The following is an 18037-nucleotide window of genomic DNA, read 5'->3' as shown; positions in this document are numbered from 1 at the left end:
CACCCTCAGTCGGACGGCGTCGGCCTCCCGTCCGTCATGCCCAGACGTGCCTGTTCCTCCTCGACGATGCGACGTGCCAACTCGGTGTCCGACACGTCGACCGCGTCCGGGGTGGCTTCTGCCACGGCGCTGCGGCGGGCGTAGGCATCGAACAGGCGCGTCTTGGTCTCCAGCATCGTGACCATGCGTTCGTCCACGCCTCCCGTGGCGAGGATACGGTGCACGCGAACCGGCCTGACCTGGCCCATACGATGGGCGCGGGCCACCGCCTGATGTTCGATGGTCGGCTTGATCTGGGGTTCGCAGATGACGACGACAGAGGCGGCCTGCAGGTTGAGGCCGACGCCCGCTGCGTGGATCTGCCCCAGGAGTACAGCCGGGCCCTGGACACCGGCGAAGTCGTCGACGATCTCCTGGCGACGCCGGGCCGGGACTCCGCCGGCCAGCGGACCGAACACCGGAGTGACGCCGGCGGTTCCGGCCGCAAGGGCCTCCTTCACCACGCCCAACACGTCCTTGAAGTTGGAGAAGACCACTGTCTTCTGCCCGTTCTCGCCGGCCTCCTGGACTATCTCCCGGAGCCGTGCCAGCTTGGCCGACTTCTCAGGGCGCATGTACGCGGCCCTGCGCATGGCCATGAAGTTGCCCGTGCGCACGGCTTCGCGGTACTCCTCCTCGTCCGACGCGCTCAGCTCCTCCCACTCGTCGGTCTGTTGAAGACTCGGGAGTTCCGTCAGCACGTCCTCCTGGTTGCGCCGCAGGTAGACCGGGGCCACGGCCTTGCGGAAGGCGACCGATCCGGCCAACGCGTCCCGTTCACCGAGGGAGTCCGCGACATCGCCATCGAGCATCTGGACCAAGTTGCGGAACTCCACGACCCGGTTCTCCATCGGGGTTCCGGTCATGAAGAGGTTGCGCTCACAACGCTCCGTCCACAGGGCGACCGACTGAGACCGCTTGGTCTTCGGGTTCTTCACGGAGTGCGCTTCGTCGACGACGAGGAGCCCGACCTCGCCGCCGCCCGGCGCCGGAAATCCGCGCAGGGCGTCGAACGTGGTCACCCCCACCCCGCCCCGCCCCTTCCAGTCGGCGAACGCGTAATGCCGGTCGGGACCGTGCAGCAATACGACGCGCAGGGCGCTTCGGTCCTCGATCTCCCGAGTCCAGTTCACGAGGACGCTCGCCGGGCAGACGACCATGAAGTGAGTCTGTCCCTCGGCAGCCAGGTGGGCGAGGACGGCGATCGCCTGGATGGTCTTCCCGAGGCCCATTTCGTCGCCGAGTATCACCTTGCGCTGTGCAAGTGCGAACCGTGCGCCGAACGCCTGGTAACCGCGCAGGGAGACCCGCCGGTGCGTGTCGTCGAGGTCCTGGGTCCTTACCCGCTCCGCGATCTCGTCCGGCAGGAAACCTTCCGCGGCAGCCGCGTCCGGTTGCCGCCCGGAGATCTCGGCGAGCAGGCTGTAGTACTCCGCGGAGTGGAGTTCGAAGTCCACCCAGGCCGCGACGTCGGACGAGGGCCCCCGAAGCAGGTCCACCGACGCCTGGGCGATCGACTCGGGCAGACCGGCCCGATCCGCCTCGTCCACCAGCGACCGGATCTCGGCGACCGCCGCCCACGCGCGAGCCTTCTTCTCCCGGCCGGCCAGCAGCATCCTGACCTTTCCCGCGGCGGGCCTCGCGTCGGCCAGCAACGGGCCGAGCCGTTCCGCCAGGACGGTGGCCTTGTCGACCGCCCTCCGGGCGTCCGGGCCGGCCTCCACCAGGACGTGCAGGGCCATGACGAGCGCGGTGGTGCGCGGCTCCGGCCGGTCCACGTCGATATGGACGGCCACGGTCTCGTGCACAGCCTCGGCAAGCCGGCGGGCGGCGGCGAGCATCTGGTCGACGGTGCGCTGCCCGACACCGGGAATCTGCCGCAAGCGGTAAGGGCCCGCTTCGAGAACACTGCCCAGGGTGCGCAGCCCGCTCTTCTCTACGCCCCCCAGCCGCAGCCGTCCTTCGGTGACGTCCTGCAGCCGCGCGACGGGGATGGTGTCCAGTTCCCGCTTCACCGCCGCATCGTGCATCGGCTTCAGCGCCGCCCGTACCGCCTCCACTGCCCTTCCGTGGTCACCGACCACTGCCTGAGCCGCCTCAAGCAGTCGCATTCCCCCCGCGACGGTGTTCCGCTCCCCGCGCCCCACGCTCCCCGCCCCTCTCCGGCCCTCCCCGCATCCTCCCACCGCGCCTCGACAGGCGTCGCGAATCCCCGCGGGTGTACCGAAAGCCGGGGAAGTCATTACACAATCCCCGGGCGCCCGGCGGCTTCTTCGCCTATGCCACCGAGACTCTCAAGAAGAGGGTCGCCACGGACAAGCTGCGGGATGTCGTCACCCACTTCGAGACCGACAACGAAGCTCTCACCCCCGAGGAGGTCGAGGCCGAGATCACCGACCGCGCCGCCCGGCCGAACGCTGTCACCGCATGCGGGACCGAGGACTCACTACGGACACACAGCTGCGCCCGACCCGGCAACAGACGTGCCGGGCACAGACATTGACATGACGTCAGACGTTAAAGCGGAATGTTGGCCGCTTCCCTGTCACCAGCAACAACAGGCCCATCGGAATGCCTATCCAGCGCGGATCCAGCGTTCTGGGCCGCCGTCCATCCGGCTCCACACCGGCACACCGCCGCCACAGGCTGAACGTCGTGGACACCGGAGCCGTGATCGGTGTCCGCCCCGAACATACTGTGGCCCTGACGAGTTCGCCGGCGATCCACAGCTTGTTAACACGGTCGGTGATGTCCGCGACTGCCAGCATGGCCGACGGGATGGGCACGACCAGGGACGTATTTTGCGACGGGACCGACGGCCTTGGTGTCCTGAGCGGTCGCCGGTCGCCGGTCGCCGGTCACTAGGCCGCGCGGGCCGGAAGCACCAGGAGGCCGCCGTCGGCGTGCCTCTCGATGTCGATGACGACGTCCGCGGCCGGAGCCGCGGTGGTGACGCCCCGCGCCAAGGACCTGATCCGGTAGGACGCCTCCAGCAGGGCGTCCACCTGCCCCCGCGTCATGACTTTGCCGGTCAAACGCTTCGGGGGGCCCAGCTCCAGCGACGACAGCCGCAGGAGCACGCCCGCGATCCGGGCTTCGAGCTCGTCGACGCGCCGCTGGTCGGTGTTCAGGCTGCGCACGAAGTTCTCGAAGGGATTGCCGGGGTCGTCCTGCCCGGCCTCCACAGCCTGGAGGACGTTCACCCGCCGCTTGAGCGCGATGGCTAGCGCGGCGAGTTCGAGGTGGGCGCGGAAGCGGCCCCCCTCGGTGGTAACGCCGTCGAACGCCGCCTCTAGGTCGGCGACGTCGACCCGTCCGTCACCGAACGCGGCGAATGCGGCCTCCCACTTCCCGATGCGGCGGCCCGCCCTCTCGGTCGCCGTGCTGATCGCGTGAGCCGCAGAGTCGAGGCCAAGCGACGCACCAATCTTCCCCTGGTCGAGGAGTACCCCCGTGGCCTTGTCGATCGCGTCCCGGCACCCGTCCAGCTCGCTCCGCTCCTGCTCCAGCCTCTCGTCGCGGAGATCCTCCAGCAGCTCTGTGATGCGCTGGATCGCGGCTTGGCGCTGGTGGTCTGCGTACGCGCTCGCGCCGAGGGCCACCGCCATGAGGATCAGCGGTGCGGCGACGGTGAGCGCCGTCCCGGCTGCGGCGGTCCCCGCCGCCGCGCCCGCCGCGCCTGCGGTCCCCGCTGTTCCGACGGGGACGAACGCCGCCTTGGCGGCAATCAACTTGCTGCTTTGGTCAACCAGTTCACCGTAGACGCCGTGCGGCACCGCCTTGGGCACCATCGGCTTCACGAGTCCCTTGCCGACCTGCGTCGCCACCTTCGCGGGCACGACCATCCGGTAGAGCACCTCACCGGACCCGGCAACCGCGGCAACGGCCGGAATGTCGCGGGAGTGCCCGGCGACCAGACGGGACAGCTCCTGGGCCAGCGGACTTACCGCGCCCAGCAGCAACCCGGAGCCACGGCTGTGACGTACCGTCAGCGGATGGGCCTCCAGGGTGACCAGAGGGGCCTGGGAGAACGCCGCGAGGGCCGACCGCAGCTCCACCAGGCGCTCAGGAGTGAGCGCGTCCCCACCGGTCGCCGCAGGCACGTGCGTGCCGTCCGCCGTCGACAGAGCCCACACAGGCACGACTGTGGTGTACTCGTCGCCCATCACTCCCCCTCGCCTCCCCGCAGACGATAGCGGTGCGGGCGCCGGCGCGCCGCCGGAGTGCTACCCACAGCCGAACCTTTCTGCGGACACGAACGTAGCGGCTGGCGTAACCCGCGTCGTGCAGCACGGGATTTTTGGTTTTACGTATGTGGAAGGACATGACAGCGGACGTTCTACCGCGGCCCGGCAGATCGGGCGGACCAGGAGATTGGCCAACACTCGCCTGAAGCTGTCACCGACATGTTCTTCACGTGGGGCTCAGGCGATCGTCACTCCTCCCTCGGCGTCCAGGAGGCCTCACGCGACTGCCAGCGCGTCGCCGGCGCCGGCCTCACGAAGTACTTTGGGAGACGGAGCCGCCCGGTCCCTCTTCTTCGGTGATCGTGAGGCCGTCACGCCACCTGGTCGGTGTGGATGTTGCCTACGTAGCGCCGCAAGGCGTCCATGCTGTGGAAGACGCGGTAGTCGCTCGCCTCCAAGGCGGCCTGCTCGTCCGGGGTGGTCTCCAGGACCAGGACGACAGGGTCGCCCACCTCCTCCTGGAGGCCCTGGGGCCAGAAGGCTGTGGCCACGAGTACGGGGCTCCCGGGTACGAGGTTGGTCACCTCGCTGTCCAATTCCGGTTCGGCGAAGCCCTGCTGATGCAGGTCCTCCAGGAGTTGGGCCAGGCCCGGCATGTCCTCGTCGGTGGTAGTGGCCGGGTCAGGAGCGGCGGCCGGCCTGAGGATCGACGCGTCGGCGGGCGCGGCCAGGCCGACGGGCGACGGCCCTTCGAGCAGTGTACTGAGGAAGCTGTTCGCGGCCTCGGCGAGGAGTTCGCGCCGGGCGGCGAGGAACGCGGGGTAGGCGTCGATGTGCCACAGCTCCGGATCGGTGGGTACCCACTGCGATTCGAGGGCGCCCGGAATCTTCTGGGCAACCTCCGGGAGGTAGTCCTCGGGCCGCTTGGCGCTGATCTGCAGGTTCGTGTCCTGGGTGATGAAGCAGAAATTGGCGACGGCGTTGACCTCGGCCCTGCTGTAACCGTGCTTGTAGAGAAGGGCCTTGGGGAAGACGTGATGCACTTGGAGGGAGCTGAGCTTTCCGAGCATGCCGGCCTTGAGGGGGACGCCGCTGTCCAGGTCCTGTGCACCGTGGACGCGGGACAGCATGTAGAGCAGCGGGTAGAAGCGGGATCCCATGCTGGATGCCTGGAAGTCGTCGGGGCGGACCTCCAGTCGGCCGCCGCGTGCTTGCCTCAGCGTCTCGATGAGCCGGTCGACGCCTCCGGCGTCGACTGCCTCGAGGTCCTGGTTGAGGGCGGTCTCTGTGGCGCCGGTGTGCCGACCCCAGAGGAAGCTGTGAATGAACCAGTAGAAGAGCCGGTCGCGGGTCATGGCGTCGGGGAACTTGCCGGAGTGGTGGTGCAGCAGACGGCTCATGACGGGGAAGGCGGCCCTGCCGTTCAGCACCCGTCCGTGGTCGAGACCGAGGCGGCCGCCGAGGGCGTTGAGCATGTAACTGACGGACTCGATGGTCTGTTTCAGGCCGGTCTGGAATTCCGCAACCTCGATGTCGCCCAGTTTCGAGAACTGGGCCTCTCCGGTCAGGACGGCGTTGACGTTGCGGAGTAGCCAGTCCAGCTTGAAGGTGAAGCCGGCGTCGGACCAGTTCTTCAAGGCTGTGTTCATGGTCGGGCGCGCGTCGGGCCATGACGCGCAAATGGCTGCGAGGGCCAGGTCACCCTTGGATAGCTTGGTACCGCCGGAGTTGACGCGGTTGAAGATCTCCACGACGACATCAATGGTCATGTCCTTGCCGGTGACCTCCTCGATGTGGATATTGCGGTCGGTAATCTGGGTGATCCGGTTCAGGCGCTCGATGTAGGCCGCCACCAGGGACCCGTCGCTGCCGGCAAGCGCGGTGATCGAGGGCAGAAGCGCGCCGAGTCCTCCCTTGAAGAGGGCAGTGACGTCGACCCAGAGAGGATTATCCTTCATCTTGGCGGGGGCGTAGAACTCGAAGGTCTCGGTCTCCAGGTGGAAGTGCAGCCCGTTGAGCGCGGCCTGGTTACCCTCGAAGAAGCGAGGCGAGCGGCCCTGGGTGACACCGTAGAGTGTGGTCACCCGCTGCTGTCCGTCGAGCAGCAGCTGCACGCTGCCGTCCTTCTCCGGGCCGCTCCCGCGGGTGCTTGCGCTGTCGGCCTTGGTGCTCCAGGTGAGAAACCCACCGATCGGGTAGCCGCGGTACAGCGACTGGAAGAACGCGCGTACCTGGTCCCGGGTCCAGACATAGCCCCGCTGGAACTCCGGAAGGGCGATGTCCCCGGAATCGATCTTGTCCAGGATCTGCGAAATCTTCATGCGTGCCTCTTCTGTCGGCCCGCCGTGTCTACGAGCGGGGTCCATCTTTAGAGCAACGGTGCGAGAGTGACCGAAGGTTACTGCGGATCGCACAGCGAGGGCGGTCCACAGTTCATGTGCTGGCATTCGTTCAAAACGTCCGCCTCGGACGAGGGCGCGTCACCCGCCGAGCGCCGTCCCGGCTTCCCGGATGGTGTCGGCGGCCCAGTCCTCGGTCGTCGGTCCGCATAGGACGAGGTAGAGACCGGTTGCCGAGTTCGGCAGAGTGTGGTCAATCTCGAGGAGCCGGGTCGCTCCATCTCGCAGGTCCTGGTAGGAGCAACGGTCCGCGCCGAGGACCTCGTACAGACGCAACCCCTGCTCGGTGACGCAACTGACGTCGACGATCAAGGAGTCCGTCGGTGGACCTCCCGTCAGGTTCGTGGTGCTCAGGGGACGGTGCGGACGGCCCCAATCATCCGCCTGACGGGTCGTCCGATCGTCCGGCGGCACCGGGTGGCACCGGCTGCTCGACGCGATGGACCGCGAGGCCCGCGGCCTGCCCGTCGGGCAGAGCCGTGAGATCGAGCTGTACCTCGCCCAGCTCACGTCCTCCGTCGTCGAAACCGGCGGCATAACCGACCTGTTCGCCGAGGCCGGCTTGGAGGTCGCGGACCTGACGCACCTCAGCGACGCCCTCGTCACCAAGCTGCAAAACAGCGAGACCCCGCACCTGGCGGTGGAAGCGCTGCGGCGCCTGGTCGAGCAGAAGATGCGCGAGGTCACGCGGCACAACATCGTCCGCCGCACGGCGTTCTCCGAGCGACTGCAGGACCTCATGACCCGTTACATGCGGCAGCAGTACACCAGCGCCGAGCTCATCGCCAAGCTCGTCGAAATGGCCAAGGAGGTCGTCGACGACGCCCGACGCGGTGAGAAGTTCGACCCGCCGCTGAACTGGCGCGAGCTCGCCTTCTACGACGCGGTCGCCGACCACGGCACAGCGCAGCAGCTCATGGGCGACGAGGTCCCGGCCGCCATCGCCCGCGATCTCGTCGCCGAGGTCCAGAAGAAGCTCAAGCCGGACTGGATCGCCCGCGAGCCTGTCCGCGCCGGCCTCCGCAGTGCCATCAAGCGCCTCCTGGCCCGCCACAAGTACCCGCCGGACCAGCGCCCGGAGGCCGTCAACCTGGTCCTGAAGCAGATGGAGCACTTCGCTGACGAGTGGTCCGCCACTGGGATTCCGGAGGGGTAATGCGTATCGGCAATTCACTATGGGCGGTCGCTTGCTGTCCGGGAGGTGCAGGGCGGTGAGTGGGATGCGGCGAACGGGTCGGTGAAGGCCGTGCTGCCAGGACCAGTGGGGTCGGCAAGGCGGACGACCACGGGACCGCGGTCGTGCCAGGACTCCCAGCCTGGGTGCCTTCGAAGCCATGGTCGCCTGCCCACAGCGACACCGGATCGCCGCCCGGCCCCAGGCCAGTCCCGGGCAGGTTCCATGAATGAGGTTGCCCTGAATCCTCACTCAAGATCGTTCCCATCCAGCACAGATCCAGCAACCGCAAAGGCCGACCGCGTTCAACTACACGGTCACACCGCTCTGACCTGCACAAACAGATAGCCGCGGTCGCCGAACCCACCCATCAACGTTCTAGCGGAACGCAACCACTTTCGAACAGCAAGAACCCTTCTGACCTGCATAAATGCAGAGCGGAGGGGTTCTTGTTCGAAGGATTTAAACGTTGAAGCGGAACTCCACCACGTCCCCGTCCTGCATGACGTAGTCCTTGCCCTCCATGCGGGCCTTGCCCTTGGCGCGGGCTTCGGTGACGGAGCCGGCTTCGGTGAGGTCGTCGAAGGAGATGACCTCGGCCTTGATGAAGCCCTTCTGGAAGTCCGTGTGGATGACGCCGGCGGCTTCGGGGGCCGTGGCGCCGCGCTTGATGGTCCAGGCGCGGGATTCCTTGGGGCCGGCGGTGAGGTAGGTCTGGAGGCCGAGGGTCTCGAAGCCGACGCGGGCGAGGGTGGCGAGGCCGGGTTCGGTGGCGCCGACGGATTCGAGGAGTTCGAGGGCGTCGGCCTCGTCGAGCTCGGCGAGGTCCGCTTCGAGCTTGGCGTTGAGGAAGATCGCCTCGGCGGGGGCGACCAGGGCGCGCTGCTCGGCCTTGAAGGCGTCGTCGGTCAGCTCGTCCTCGTCGACGTTGAAGACGTAGAGGAAGGGCTTGGTGGTGAGCAGGTGCAGGTCGTGCAGGAGGGCGGCGCGCTCGGTGCCCTGGAGGATGCCCTGGGAGAAGAGGGTGTCGCCGCGTTCCAGGATGGCCTGGGCCTCTTCGACGGCGGCGACCTTCGGGGCGACGTCCTTCTTGATGCGGGACTCCTTCTGGAGCCGCGGGAGGACCTTCTCGATGGTCTGGAGGTCGGCGAGGATCAGCTCGGTGTTGATCGTCTCGATGTCGTCCTTGGGCGAGACCTTGCCGTCGACGTGGACGACGTTCTCGTCCTTGAAGGCCCGGATGACCTGGCAGATCGCGTCGGACTCGCGGATGTTCGCCAGGAACTTGTTGCCCAGGCCCTCGCCCTCGGAGGCGCCGCGGACGATGCCGGCGATGTCGACGAAGTCGACCGTGGCGGGCAGGACGCGGGCGGAGCCAAAGACCTCGGCGAGCGTGGTCAGGCGCGGGTCGGGGACGCCGACGACACCGACGTTGGGCTCGATCGTCGCGAACGGGTAGTTGGCCGCGAGCACGTCGTTCTTGGTGAGGGCGTTGAAGAGCGTCGACTTGCCGACGTTCGGCAGGCCGACGATTCCGATGGTGAGCGACACTGGCGACTTCCCGTTGCTTCCGCGGCGGCCCCGTGACGGGCCGCGCGCCCCCTGGACGGGCGCCACGCCAGTCTACGGGGCGCGGGCCGGGCGGCCCGCCCCCGCTTCGAACACCGGCGCCCAGGCGGGGGAATGTCGTCGTACGCTGCCGGATTTCCGGACGGGATACAAATACGCTGAGTAGGTGGATCAACACAGCGCGCGCACGGGCGGGCCCGGCGGCGGTGCCAACGTGCCCGTCGCCCCGCGGCCCGCTCCCGCACGCCCCGCGGGCGGCGGAAAGGGCGGCAAGGCGGGAGGCGGCAAGGGCGGCGGAGGGGACGGCAGACCGCGCAGACCCGGCAAGGGCGGCGGCGCGGCCGCAGCCGCCGCCCTCCTGCGCCGGCTGCGCGCCCTGCGCCGCCCCCGCCCGCGCCTGACGGGCCTGGGCACGGGCGTGCTCACCACCCTCGTGACCGTCCTCGCGGGCGGCCTGGACGCCCTGCTCTTCGACGGGCCCGGTGTCTTCTTCGGGGTCGTCTTCGTCCTGGTGAGCATGACCGCGGCGATGTACGTACGGCCGTACGACCTGGTGGCCGCCCCGGTGTCGGCGCCGATCGCCTTCGCCGTCGGGATCGCGCTGACCGCCGACAGCGGTGACGGCAGCTTCGTCGGCCACCTGCTCGGGCTCTTCACGGGGCTGGCCCTGATGACGGGCTGGCTCTACACCGGGACCGTCGCCGCGGCCGTGATCGTCGCCGTCAGAGCTTTGCGGCTGCCATCGCGGCGCCGACGATCCCGGCGTTGTTCTGCAGCTCCGCGGGAACGATCTCCGCGGTGAGCCCGTGCCCGTGCAGGTAGGGCAGGAACTTCTCGGCCTTGCGGCTCACCCCGCCGCCCAGCACGAACAGATCCGGCGAGAAGAGCATCTCGACGTGCGCGAGGTACTTGCGCAGCCGGTGGCCCCAGTGCTCCCAGCTCAGGTCCTCGTCCTCGCGCGCCTTGACCGAGGCGCGCGACTCCGCGTCGTGGCCGTGCAGCTCCAGGTGGCCCAGCTCGGTGTTGGGGACGAGGCGGCCGTCGACGAAGACGGCGCTGCCGATGCCCGTGCCCAGCGTGAGGACGATGACCGTGCCGCCGCGGCCGCGCCCGGCGCCGAAGGTCATCTCGGCGACGCCGGCCGCGTCCGCGTCGTTCATGACGACGACCGGCAGGCCGAGCTTGTCGCTGATCGCCGCGCGCGCGTCGACGCCGATCCAGCCCTTGTCGACGTTGGCGGCGGTGCGCGTCACGCCGTCCACCACCACGCCGGGGAAGGTCACGCCGAGCGCGCCGGACCAGCCGAAGTGCCGCACGACGTCGGCCACGCCGTCGATCACGGCGTCGGGCGTGGCCGGGTGCGGGGTGAGCACCTTGTACCGCGCGTCGGCCAGGTCGCCCTTGTCGAGGTCGACCGGGGCGCCCTTGATGCCCGTACCGCCGATGTCCACACCGAACACGTTCATGACCTCCAGGCTAGAGGCGGGCCGCGGACCTCACCTCTCGTGGCTCCCCCCGCGGGAGGCGGAACAGCGGAACAGCAGCAAGCGAACAGCGGACGCGGCGGAAAACAGCCGCAGTCCTTACGAGGCTTCCCCGGCGGTGGCCTCCGCACGCAGATCCCGCCGCAGTTCCTTGGGCAGTGAGAACTGGATGTGTTCCTCGGTCGAGGTGACGACCTCCACGTCGCCGTAGCCGCGCGCGGCCAGCCACTCCAGCACCCCGTCGACGAGGATCTCGGGCACCGACGCGCCGGACGTGACGCCGATCGTGCCGACGCCCTCCAGCCAGGCCTCGTCGATCTCGTCGGCGAAGTCCACCAGGTAGGCGGCGTCCGCGCCGGCCTGCAGCGAGACCTCGACGAGCCGGATGGAGTTCGAGGAGTTGCGCGAGCCGACGACGATCACGAGGTCGGCGTCCGCCGCGATCTGCTTGATCGCGACCTGCCGGTTCTGCGTGGCGTAGCAGATGTCGTCGCTGGGCGGCGAGAGCAGGTTGGGGAAACGGTCCTTGAGCGCGTCGACCGTCTCCATCGTCTCGTCGACGGAGAGCGTGGTCTGGGACAGCCACACGACCTTGTTCTCGTCGCGGACGGTGAGCCCCGCGACGTCGGCCGGGCCGTCGACGAGGTGGGTGCGCTCAGGCGCCTCGCCCATCGTGCCGATGACCTCCTCGTGGCCCTCGTGGCCGATGAGGAGGATGTCGTAGTCGGAGTCGGCGTAGCGGACGGCCTCGCGGTGGACCTTGGTCACCAGCGGGCAGGTCGCGTCGATGGTGGCGAGGCGGCGGGCCCCGGCCTCCTCGTGGACGACGGGCGCGACGCCGTGCGCGGAGAAGATGACGATGGAGCCCTCCGGCACCTCCTCCGTCTCGTCGACGAAGATCGCGCCCTTCTTCTCCAGGGTCTGCACGACGTACTTGTTGTGCACGATCTGCTTGCGCACGTAGACGGGGGCGCCGTACTGCTCGAGCGCCTTCTCGACGGTGATCACGGCCCGGTCGACGCCCGCGCAGTACCCGCGGGGGGCGGCGAGCAGGACGCGGCGGCTGGCTTCGGTCGTCATGCCGACCATCGTACGGGGGTGCTCTTGGCGGACACGTGGGCGCTCGGGGTTTCGCGGGCCGACCCACGTGCTCCCGCGCGCCGGCGGGCCGCCGTCCGCGCGCCCCGGACCGGGGCCGGGGTGTCGGAGGGCGGCGCTAAGGTCGGGGAATGGCTCTCAGCACCTCGGCGGAAGCGCCGATCCCGGTCGGCGAGGTGTCCCGGCTGATCGGCGGGTGGATCGACCGGCTCGGCGCGGTATGGGTCGAGGGGCAGATCACCCAGCTCAGCCGCCGTCCGGGCGCGGGCGTGGTCTTCCTGACGCTGCGCGACCCCTCGCACGACATCTCCCTCACCGTGACGTGCTTCCGCGCCGTCTTCGACCAGGTCGCGGACGTGGTCGGGGAGGGCGCGCGGGTCGTGCTGCACGCCAAGCCGGAGTGGTACGGGCCGCGCGGCACGCTGTCGCTGCGCGCGGTGGAGATCCGCCCGGTGGGCGTGGGCGAGCTGCTGGCGCGGCTGGAGCGGCTCAAGCGGCAGCTGGCCGGCGAGGGGCTCTTCGCCGCCGACCGCAAGCGCCCGCTGCCCTTCCTGCCGCAGCTCGTCGGCCTGGTCACCGGCCGCGCCTCGGCCGCCGAGCGGGACGTACGGGAGAACGCGCGGCTGCGCTGGCCCGCGGTCCGCTTCGAGGTGCGCAACGTGCCGGTGCAGGGCGCCACCGCGGTGCCGCGCGTCATCGCCGCGGTACGGGAGCTGGACGCGCATCCGGAGGTGGACGTCATCGTCGTGGCGCGCGGCGGCGGCAGCGTCGAGGACCTGCTGCCCTTCTCCGACGAGCAGCTGGTGCGCGCGGTCGCGGAGTGCGCCACGCCCGTCGTTTCGGCGATCGGGCACGAGCCGGACTCCCCGCTGCTGGACCTGGTCGCGGACGTGCGGGCCTCGACGCCGACGGACGCCGCCAAGCGGGTCGTGCCCGACGTGCGCGAGGAGCTGGCCCGGGTGCGGCTGGTGAGCGACCGGGCGCTGCGGGTGATGCGCGGGCTGCTGGACCGCGAGGAGCGCGGGCTCGCGGCGGCGCTGAGCCGGCCGGTGATGGCGCGGCCCGAGCGGATGATCGACGAGCGGGCGGACGAGGTGGCCGACCGGCTGGAGCGGGCCCGCCGCTCGCTGCGGCACGCGCTGGACCGCGCGGACGCCGACCTCTCGCACACCCTGGCCCGGGTCGTCGCCCTCTCCCCCGCCGCGACGCTGCGCCGCGGCTACGCGGTGCTCCAGCGCCCGGACGGCGCGGCGGTCCGTGACCCGGCGGAGGTCGCGGCGGGCGACGCGCTGCGGGCGCGGGTCGCGGAGGGCGAGTTCGCGGTACGGGTGACGGGCCCGGACGGGGCAGGGGACGCGGCGGCCGGCTGAGGCGGGGCCGGACGGCGGGGCCGCGGGCCCCGGGCGGGGCGGGGCTGTCCGTGGGCGCCCCTAGGCTGGGCGCATGGGAGCTGACCAGGACACCACCACCGCCGCGCTGGGCTACGAGCAGGCCCGGGACGAGCTGATCGACGTCGTACGCCGGCTGGAGGCGGGCGGCGCCACGCTGGAGGAGTCGCTCGCCCTGTGGGAGCGCGGCGAGGAGCTGGCGCGGGTGTGCCGGCGCTGGCTGGAGGGGGCCCGCGAGCGGCTGGACGCGGCGCTCGCGGCCGAGGCGGCGGAGGACGCCGGGGGTGCCGGGGGTGCCGGGGACGGCGGGGAGGACCCGGAGTCCGGCGAGGGATGAGCCGCAGCCGGCTCGGGGGCCCGCTGAGCCGCAAAAGGCCTGGTCACACCCGCGGGGGACGTGACCGGCGTCACAGTTGAACGCGGAATGGTTGAGTGTTCACACATGTTGGATCCGGTGTCCCGCCCAGGGACACCGCGTACCGACTGCTCAGAACGACTCTCCCCCCAAGAGGTAAACCATGACGCTCGCACTCGACTCCGCCGCCCAGGACCTGCTCTTCCGTGAGGCCCGCACCGCCAACACCTTCACCGACGAACCGGTGACCGACGAGCAGGTCCAGGCCATCTACGACCTGGTCAAGTACGCCCCGACGGCCTTCAACCAGCAGCCGCTGCGTGTCGTCCTGGTCCGCTCCACCGAGGCCCGCGCGCGCCTGGTGAGCCACATGGCCGAGGGCAACCAGCCGAAGACCTCCACCGCCCCGCTGGTGGCGATCCTGGCCGCGGACAACGAGTTCCACGAGGAGCTGCCGACCGTCCTGCCGCACTTCCCGCAGGCCAAGGACGTCTTCTTCAGCGAGCGCCCGGTGCGCGAGGCCTCGGCCGCGCTGAACGCGTCGCTCCAGGTGGGCTACTTCATCATCGGCGTGCGCGCGGCGGGCCTGGCGGCCGGCCCGATGACCGGCTTCGACGCCGAGGGCATCAACAAGGAGTTCTTCGCCGACGGCGAGCACACGGTGCTGGCCGTGGTCAACATCGGCAAGCCGGGCGAGGACGCCTGGTTCCCGCGCAACCCGCGCCTGGAGTACGACCAGGTCGTCACCACCGTCTGACGTACCGCACCGTCCGACGCACCGCACCGTCCGACGTGCCGCGGGGCCCCGTATCCGTACGGGCCCCGCACCGAAGCGCCGCCCGCGTTCCCCCGCGCGGGCGGCGCTTCGTCGTTCCCGGTGCCTACTGCGCCTGCGCGCCGCCGCTCTCCTTGACGAGGGCGGCCACCGACGTGATCTGGGACAGCGGGCCGGTGCCGAGCACGACCGTGGTGTGGCCCTGCTCCTGGTGCACCAGCGCGGTGTAGCGCTTGCTCTTCCACTGCTCCCACTGCACGCCGCCTGCGCTGACGGTGCCGCTGCCCTGCCGCTTGCCGTCGAGCGTGACCTCGGCGATGAAGGCGGAGGGCGTGGCGTTGCTCTGGTCGACGCCGACGTACTCCTTGTCGGTGCTGACGAACCCGAGGTGCCAGGTCACCTTGTGCGGGTCGGTGGCGTCGAAGGTGTCCGCGGTGGGCGTCCACTCCTTGCCGAGGCCCTCCGGGGCCGCCACCGGATAGGGGGCCCAGCGCCGGGCCTGCTCCAGCGAGGCGGTGTAGTCGACCTTGAGCGACTTGGCCGGCGACGCCTTGGAGTCGTGCGGGATGAAGAGGTAGATCACGGCGACGACGACGGCGAGGACCGCCAGGGACAGGAGGAGGTCCTTCACCGTCTTGTTGCCACGCTTGTCTGCTGCCACGCCCCTATCGTCCCCCATGCCCCGGCGCGTCCGGACCGCCGGGTGGGCCGCGCGGCGCACACTGCGCGCAGGGCGTCCGGACGGCCACGGCACGTACCCGCTCATGTGACGCGTGCCCTGCTCAGATTCGCGGGCAGCAGGTAGGTTGGCGGCACCCTCAACTACCGGCCGTCCTCGTACAGGAAGGTGCGCTGCGATGACCGAGCACAACGGACAGAATCTGCCCCCCGCCTTGGAAGTGGCACCCGAGGCACCCGACCGCAACCTGGCCCTGGAGCTCGTCCGGGTCACCGAGGCCGCCGCGATGGCCGCCGGACGGTGGGTCGGGCGCGGCGACAAGAACGGCGCGGACGGCGCGGCCGTCAGAGCCATGCGGACCCTGGTGCACACCGTGTCGATGAACGGCGTGGTGGTGATCGGCGAAGGCGAGAAGGACGAGGCGCCGATGCTCTACAACGGCGAGCGGGTCGGCGACGGCACCGGCGCGGAGTGCGACGTCGCCGTGGACCCGGTCGACGGCACGACGCTGACGGCCAAGGGCATGCCGAACGCGGTGGCGGTGCTCGCGGTGGCCGATCGCGGCACCATGTTCGACCCGTCGGCGGTCTTCTACATGGACAAGCTGGTCGTCGGACCGGAGGCGGCGGAGTTCGTCGACATCACCGCGCCGCCGTCGGTGAACATCCGCCGGGTGGCGAAGGCCAAGGGCAGCGCGGTGGAGAACGTCACGGTGGTGGTGCTGGACCGGCCGCGGCACGACGACCTGGTCAAGGAGATCCGCGAGACCGGCGCCCGCATCAAGTTCATCGCCGACGGCGACGTGGCGGGCGCGATCATGGCCGTCCGGGAAGGGACCGGCGTCGACATACTGCTGGGCATCGGCGGCACCCCCGAGGGCATCATCGCGGCCTGCGCCGTGAAGTGTCTGGGCGGCACGATCCAGGGCAGGCTGTGGCCCAAGGACGACGCGGAGCGGCGCCGGGCGCTGGACGCCGGGCACGACCTGGACCGGGTGCTCACGACGACGGACCTGGTGAGCGGCGAGAACGTCTTCTTCGTGGCGACCGGCGTGACGGACGGCGAGCTGCTGAACGGGGTCCGCTACCGGCGCGAGACGGCGACGACGTCCTCGCTGGTGATGCGGTCGAAGTCCGGCACGATCCGGCAGATCGACTCCGTGCACCAGCTGTCCAAGCTGCGCGCGTACAGCACGATCGACTTCGACCGGGCGCGCTGAGCCTGTCCCGCAGGCCCGCGTGCGCGTCCGTGCGCCGTACGCCCGCCGCACGCACCTCCTGCCCGGACCCGGCCGCTTCGGCCCCGCGGCCGTCCGGGCAGGACGTGCGCCGCGGCGTTCAGCCCGCCACGGCTATCTGCGGTGCCGGGCGCTGGAGTTCGACCTCACGGCGGCGTCTGCGGGCGAGGACGACCCGGCGCTCGGCCGCGGTCATGCCGCCCCACACCCCGTACGGCTCGGGCTGGACGAGGGCGTGCTCGCGGCACTCCAGCATGACCGGGCAGCGGGCGCAGACCCGTTTCGCGGCCTCTTCCCTGGCCAGCCGGGCGGCGGTCGGCTCCTTGGAGGGCGCGAAGAACAGGCCGGCCTCGTCGCTGCGGCAGGCCGCGTCGGAGTGCCAGGGCCCGCCAAGGTCACGCGGGTGACCTGGTGGAGTGGTCGGTTCCGTGACGGGCTCGATCGGTTGAAGCACGGGATACTCCTGACGACGGCTCGTGGTGTGCCACGCCTGCCGCCCGCCGACTGCTCCCCGTGCGCGGCGTACGACAGCGGCAGCGCGGCTGCGTGTCCCGTTCCCCTACCCGCTGTACGCGACTTCATGCGCACCGTGTTCGCCCGTGCGCAGGCCACGGCACCCACGCTGACCTGGAGTTGGCGTGAACACGCAGCACCGCTGGCGTACTTACGCACCAACCGCCCGCGCTGTCCGGGCGATTGGGCCGCGTCAGTCGGCGAGCTGCTTCTTCGTCCAGTCCTTGACCTTCTTGCCGCGCTTGGCCTTCGCCTCGACGCCGCCCCAGAAGGCCACCCCGTCCACCCGCACGACGGGCGCGCCGGGATCGGGGGACTCGTACGCCTTGATGTCGGAACCGCCCATGATGCCGATCACGCCGCCGCCGCGCAGCGTCACGTTCTCCGGCAGCTTGATGGTGACGCCACCCATCACGGCGGTGCAGTGGATGACGAGTTCGGGCGAGGTGAACGTCGCCTCGGACAGGTCGATCTCGACACCGCCGAGGATGGCGACCGCGGTGATCTTGCTGCCGACGCGCCAGCGGCCCTTGCGCTCGGCGCCGCCGAGGATGCCGACCAGGTTGGGGTTCTCGCCGCCGCCGTCGGCGTAGCCGCGCGGGGCGGCCGCCGGGGCCGCGGCGGGGTGGGACGCGGCGCCCGCGGGCAGGTCGGCGACGAGCGGCTCCAGTTCGCCCATGGTCTTGGCGGCGTAGACGTGGTCCAGCCGCTCGGAGTGCTCGGACGAGTCGAGCCGGCCCTCGGCGAGCGCCTCGCGCAGGATGTCGGCGACACGGTCCCGGTCGGCGTCGGACGCCCGCAGGCCGCCGGCGCCGGGGGCCGCGGTCGCGACCGGGGCGGGGGCGGCCGGAGCGGGGGCGGAAGCGGCGGGAGCCGGAGCGGCCGGAGCCGGAGCGGCAGGGGCCGCGGGTGCGGGCGCGGCGGGTGCTGCGGCGGCCGGGGCCGCGGCGGTCTCGGCGGCGTCCGCCGGCTGCTGTCCGGGCTTCTGGAGCTGCGATTCGTCCACGCGTCCACGGTACAAGGACGCGATAGATCGCGACCACCCCGGGAACAGCCGGAGCCGCCCCCCATCCGACCCCTAGGGGTCGGGCCCCGCAAGGCCCTTCGGCTCTCGGGGTGAGCCGGACCTCACAGCCGGAG

General features: G+C 70.6%; 17 protein-coding genes. 6 read left to right on the top strand and 11 right to left on the bottom strand.

Features of this window, described 5'->3' with window-relative positions:
* Window positions 1-5 precede the first annotated feature (5 nt).
* The 5 genes from ACWERV_RS15535 to ACWERV_RS15515 form a co-directional block, all read right to left on the bottom strand.
* Window positions 6-2150 (bottom strand): DEAD/DEAH box helicase, encoded by a 2145-nt coding sequence (locus ACWERV_RS15535; RefSeq protein WP_452933085.1) that lies wholly within the window; start codon window positions 2148-2150, stop codon window positions 6-8.
* A 399-nt stretch (window positions 2151-2549) separates the two neighbouring features.
* Entirely contained in the window at window positions 2550-2825 is a 276-nt protein-coding gene (locus tag ACWERV_RS15530; RefSeq protein WP_452933083.1) for a hypothetical protein, read from the bottom strand.
* Between the two features lie 75 nt (window positions 2826-2900).
* Window positions 2901-4205 (bottom strand): hypothetical protein, encoded by a 1305-nt coding sequence (locus tag ACWERV_RS15525; RefSeq protein WP_452933081.1) that lies wholly within the window; start codon window positions 4203-4205, stop codon window positions 2901-2903.
* A gap of 392 nt (window positions 4206-4597) precedes the next feature.
* Entirely contained in the window at window positions 4598-6547 is a 1950-nt protein-coding gene (locus ACWERV_RS15520; RefSeq protein ID WP_452933079.1) for a GmrSD restriction endonuclease domain-containing protein, read from the bottom strand.
* Window positions 6548-6706: 159 nt separating this feature from the next.
* The gene (locus ACWERV_RS15515; protein ID WP_452933077.1) at window positions 6707-6937 is read right to left on the bottom strand and encodes a hypothetical protein; all 231 of its coding nucleotides are present in this window, start codon (window positions 6935-6937) and stop codon (window positions 6707-6709) included.
* 127 nt (window positions 6938-7064) lie between these two features.
* Here ACWERV_RS15515 and ACWERV_RS15510 point away from each other — a divergent pair, with 127 nt between their 5' ends.
* Window positions 7065-7781 (top strand): DUF3387 domain-containing protein, encoded by a 717-nt coding sequence (locus ACWERV_RS15510; protein WP_452933075.1) that lies wholly within the window; start codon window positions 7065-7067, stop codon window positions 7779-7781.
* Window positions 7782-8261: 480 nt separating this feature from the next.
* Here ACWERV_RS15510 and ychF read toward each other — a convergent pair whose 3' ends face one another.
* Complete coding sequence (ychF, locus tag ACWERV_RS15505; RefSeq protein ID WP_398182469.1) at window positions 8262-9350, bottom strand: redox-regulated ATPase YchF; 1089 nt, start codon at window positions 9348-9350, stop codon at window positions 8262-8264.
* Window positions 9351-9534: 184 nt separating this feature from the next.
* Between ychF and ACWERV_RS15500 the strand changes: the two genes are divergently transcribed.
* Window positions 9535-10170, top strand: a complete 636-nt coding sequence (locus tag ACWERV_RS15500) for a DUF6542 domain-containing protein (protein ID WP_452933073.1) — start codon at window positions 9535-9537, stop codon at window positions 10168-10170.
* Here the strand turns inward: ACWERV_RS15500 and ppgK are convergent.
* On the bottom strand, window positions 10091-10834 hold the full coding sequence (gene ppgK, locus ACWERV_RS15495) for a polyphosphate--glucose phosphotransferase (protein ID WP_452933072.1): 744 nt from the start codon (window positions 10832-10834) through the stop codon (window positions 10091-10093). The two genes, ACWERV_RS15500 and ppgK, sit on opposite strands and share 80 nt — an antisense overlap.
* A 117-nt stretch (window positions 10835-10951) precedes the next feature.
* Entirely contained in the window at window positions 10952-11932 is a 981-nt protein-coding gene (locus ACWERV_RS15490; protein WP_452933070.1) for a 4-hydroxy-3-methylbut-2-enyl diphosphate reductase, read from the bottom strand.
* Between the two features lie 149 nt (window positions 11933-12081).
* Between ACWERV_RS15490 and xseA the strand changes: the two genes are divergently transcribed.
* From xseA to ACWERV_RS15475, 3 genes are all read left to right on the top strand, one after another.
* Window positions 12082-13320: an exodeoxyribonuclease VII large subunit gene (gene xseA / locus ACWERV_RS15485; RefSeq protein ID WP_452933068.1), complete on the top strand. Its 1239-nt coding sequence runs from the start codon at window positions 12082-12084 to the stop codon at window positions 13318-13320.
* A 73-nt stretch (window positions 13321-13393) separates the two neighbouring features.
* Window positions 13394-13675 (top strand): exodeoxyribonuclease VII small subunit, encoded by a 282-nt coding sequence (locus tag ACWERV_RS15480; protein WP_452933066.1) that lies wholly within the window; start codon window positions 13394-13396, stop codon window positions 13673-13675.
* A 181-nt stretch (window positions 13676-13856) separates the two neighbouring features.
* A complete protein-coding gene (locus tag ACWERV_RS15475) occupies window positions 13857-14450 on the top strand; it encodes a malonic semialdehyde reductase (protein ID WP_452933064.1) in 594 nt (197 codons plus the stop codon).
* Window positions 14451-14574: 124 nt separating this feature from the next.
* Here ACWERV_RS15475 and ACWERV_RS15470 read toward each other — a convergent pair whose 3' ends face one another.
* Window positions 14575-15129: a DUF4245 domain-containing protein gene (locus tag ACWERV_RS15470; protein ID WP_452933062.1), complete on the bottom strand. Its 555-nt coding sequence runs from the start codon at window positions 15127-15129 to the stop codon at window positions 14575-14577.
* Between the two features lie 196 nt (window positions 15130-15325).
* Between ACWERV_RS15470 and glpX the strand changes: the two genes are divergently transcribed.
* A complete protein-coding gene (gene glpX / locus ACWERV_RS15465; protein ID WP_398182446.1) occupies window positions 15326-16366 on the top strand; it encodes a class II fructose-bisphosphatase in 1041 nt (346 codons plus the stop codon).
* A 118-nt stretch (window positions 16367-16484) separates the two neighbouring features.
* Here glpX and ACWERV_RS15460 read toward each other — a convergent pair whose 3' ends face one another.
* Window positions 16485-16838, bottom strand: coding sequence for a WhiB family transcriptional regulator (locus ACWERV_RS15460; protein WP_398182443.1), 354 nt, complete (start codon window positions 16836-16838; stop codon window positions 16485-16487).
* Between the two features lie 252 nt (window positions 16839-17090).
* Window positions 17091-17699, bottom strand: a complete 609-nt coding sequence (locus ACWERV_RS15455) for a DUF1707 SHOCT-like domain-containing protein (protein WP_452933155.1) — start codon at window positions 17697-17699, stop codon at window positions 17091-17093.
* Window positions 17700-18037 lie beyond the last annotated feature (338 nt).

The organism is Streptomyces sp. NPDC004031 (assembly GCF_053604375.1).
This window is presented reverse-complemented; position numbering and strand designations above follow the sequence as displayed.

Coding starts and splice junctions, on each gene's coding strand:
- ACWERV_RS15480 (WP_452933066.1), top strand. CDS start 13,394: ATGGGAGCTGACCAGGACACCACCACCGCCGCGCTGGGCTACGAGCAG.
- ACWERV_RS15490 (WP_452933070.1), bottom strand. CDS start 11,932: ATGACGACCGAAGCCAGCCGCCGCGTCCTGCTCGCCGCCCCCCGCGGG.
- ppgK (WP_452933072.1), bottom strand. CDS start 10,834: ATGAACGTGTTCGGTGTGGACATCGGCGGTACGGGCATCAAGGGCGCC.
- ACWERV_RS15525 (WP_452933081.1), bottom strand. CDS start 4,205: ATGGGCGACGAGTACACCACAGTCGTGCCTGTGTGGGCTCTGTCGACG.
- glpX (WP_398182446.1), top strand. CDS start 15,326: ATGACCGAGCACAACGGACAGAATCTGCCCCCCGCCTTGGAAGTGGCA.
- ACWERV_RS15520 (WP_452933079.1), bottom strand. CDS start 6,547: ATGAAGATTTCGCAGATCCTGGACAAGATCGATTCCGGGGACATCGCC.
- ACWERV_RS15475 (WP_452933064.1), top strand. CDS start 13,857: ATGACGCTCGCACTCGACTCCGCCGCCCAGGACCTGCTCTTCCGTGAG.
- ACWERV_RS15535 (WP_452933085.1), bottom strand. CDS start 2,150: ATGCGACTGCTTGAGGCGGCTCAGGCAGTGGTCGGTGACCACGGAAGG.
- xseA (WP_452933068.1), top strand. CDS start 12,082: ATGGCTCTCAGCACCTCGGCGGAAGCGCCGATCCCGGTCGGCGAGGTG.
- ACWERV_RS15510 (WP_452933075.1), top strand. CDS start 7,065: ATGGACCGCGAGGCCCGCGGCCTGCCCGTCGGGCAGAGCCGTGAGATC.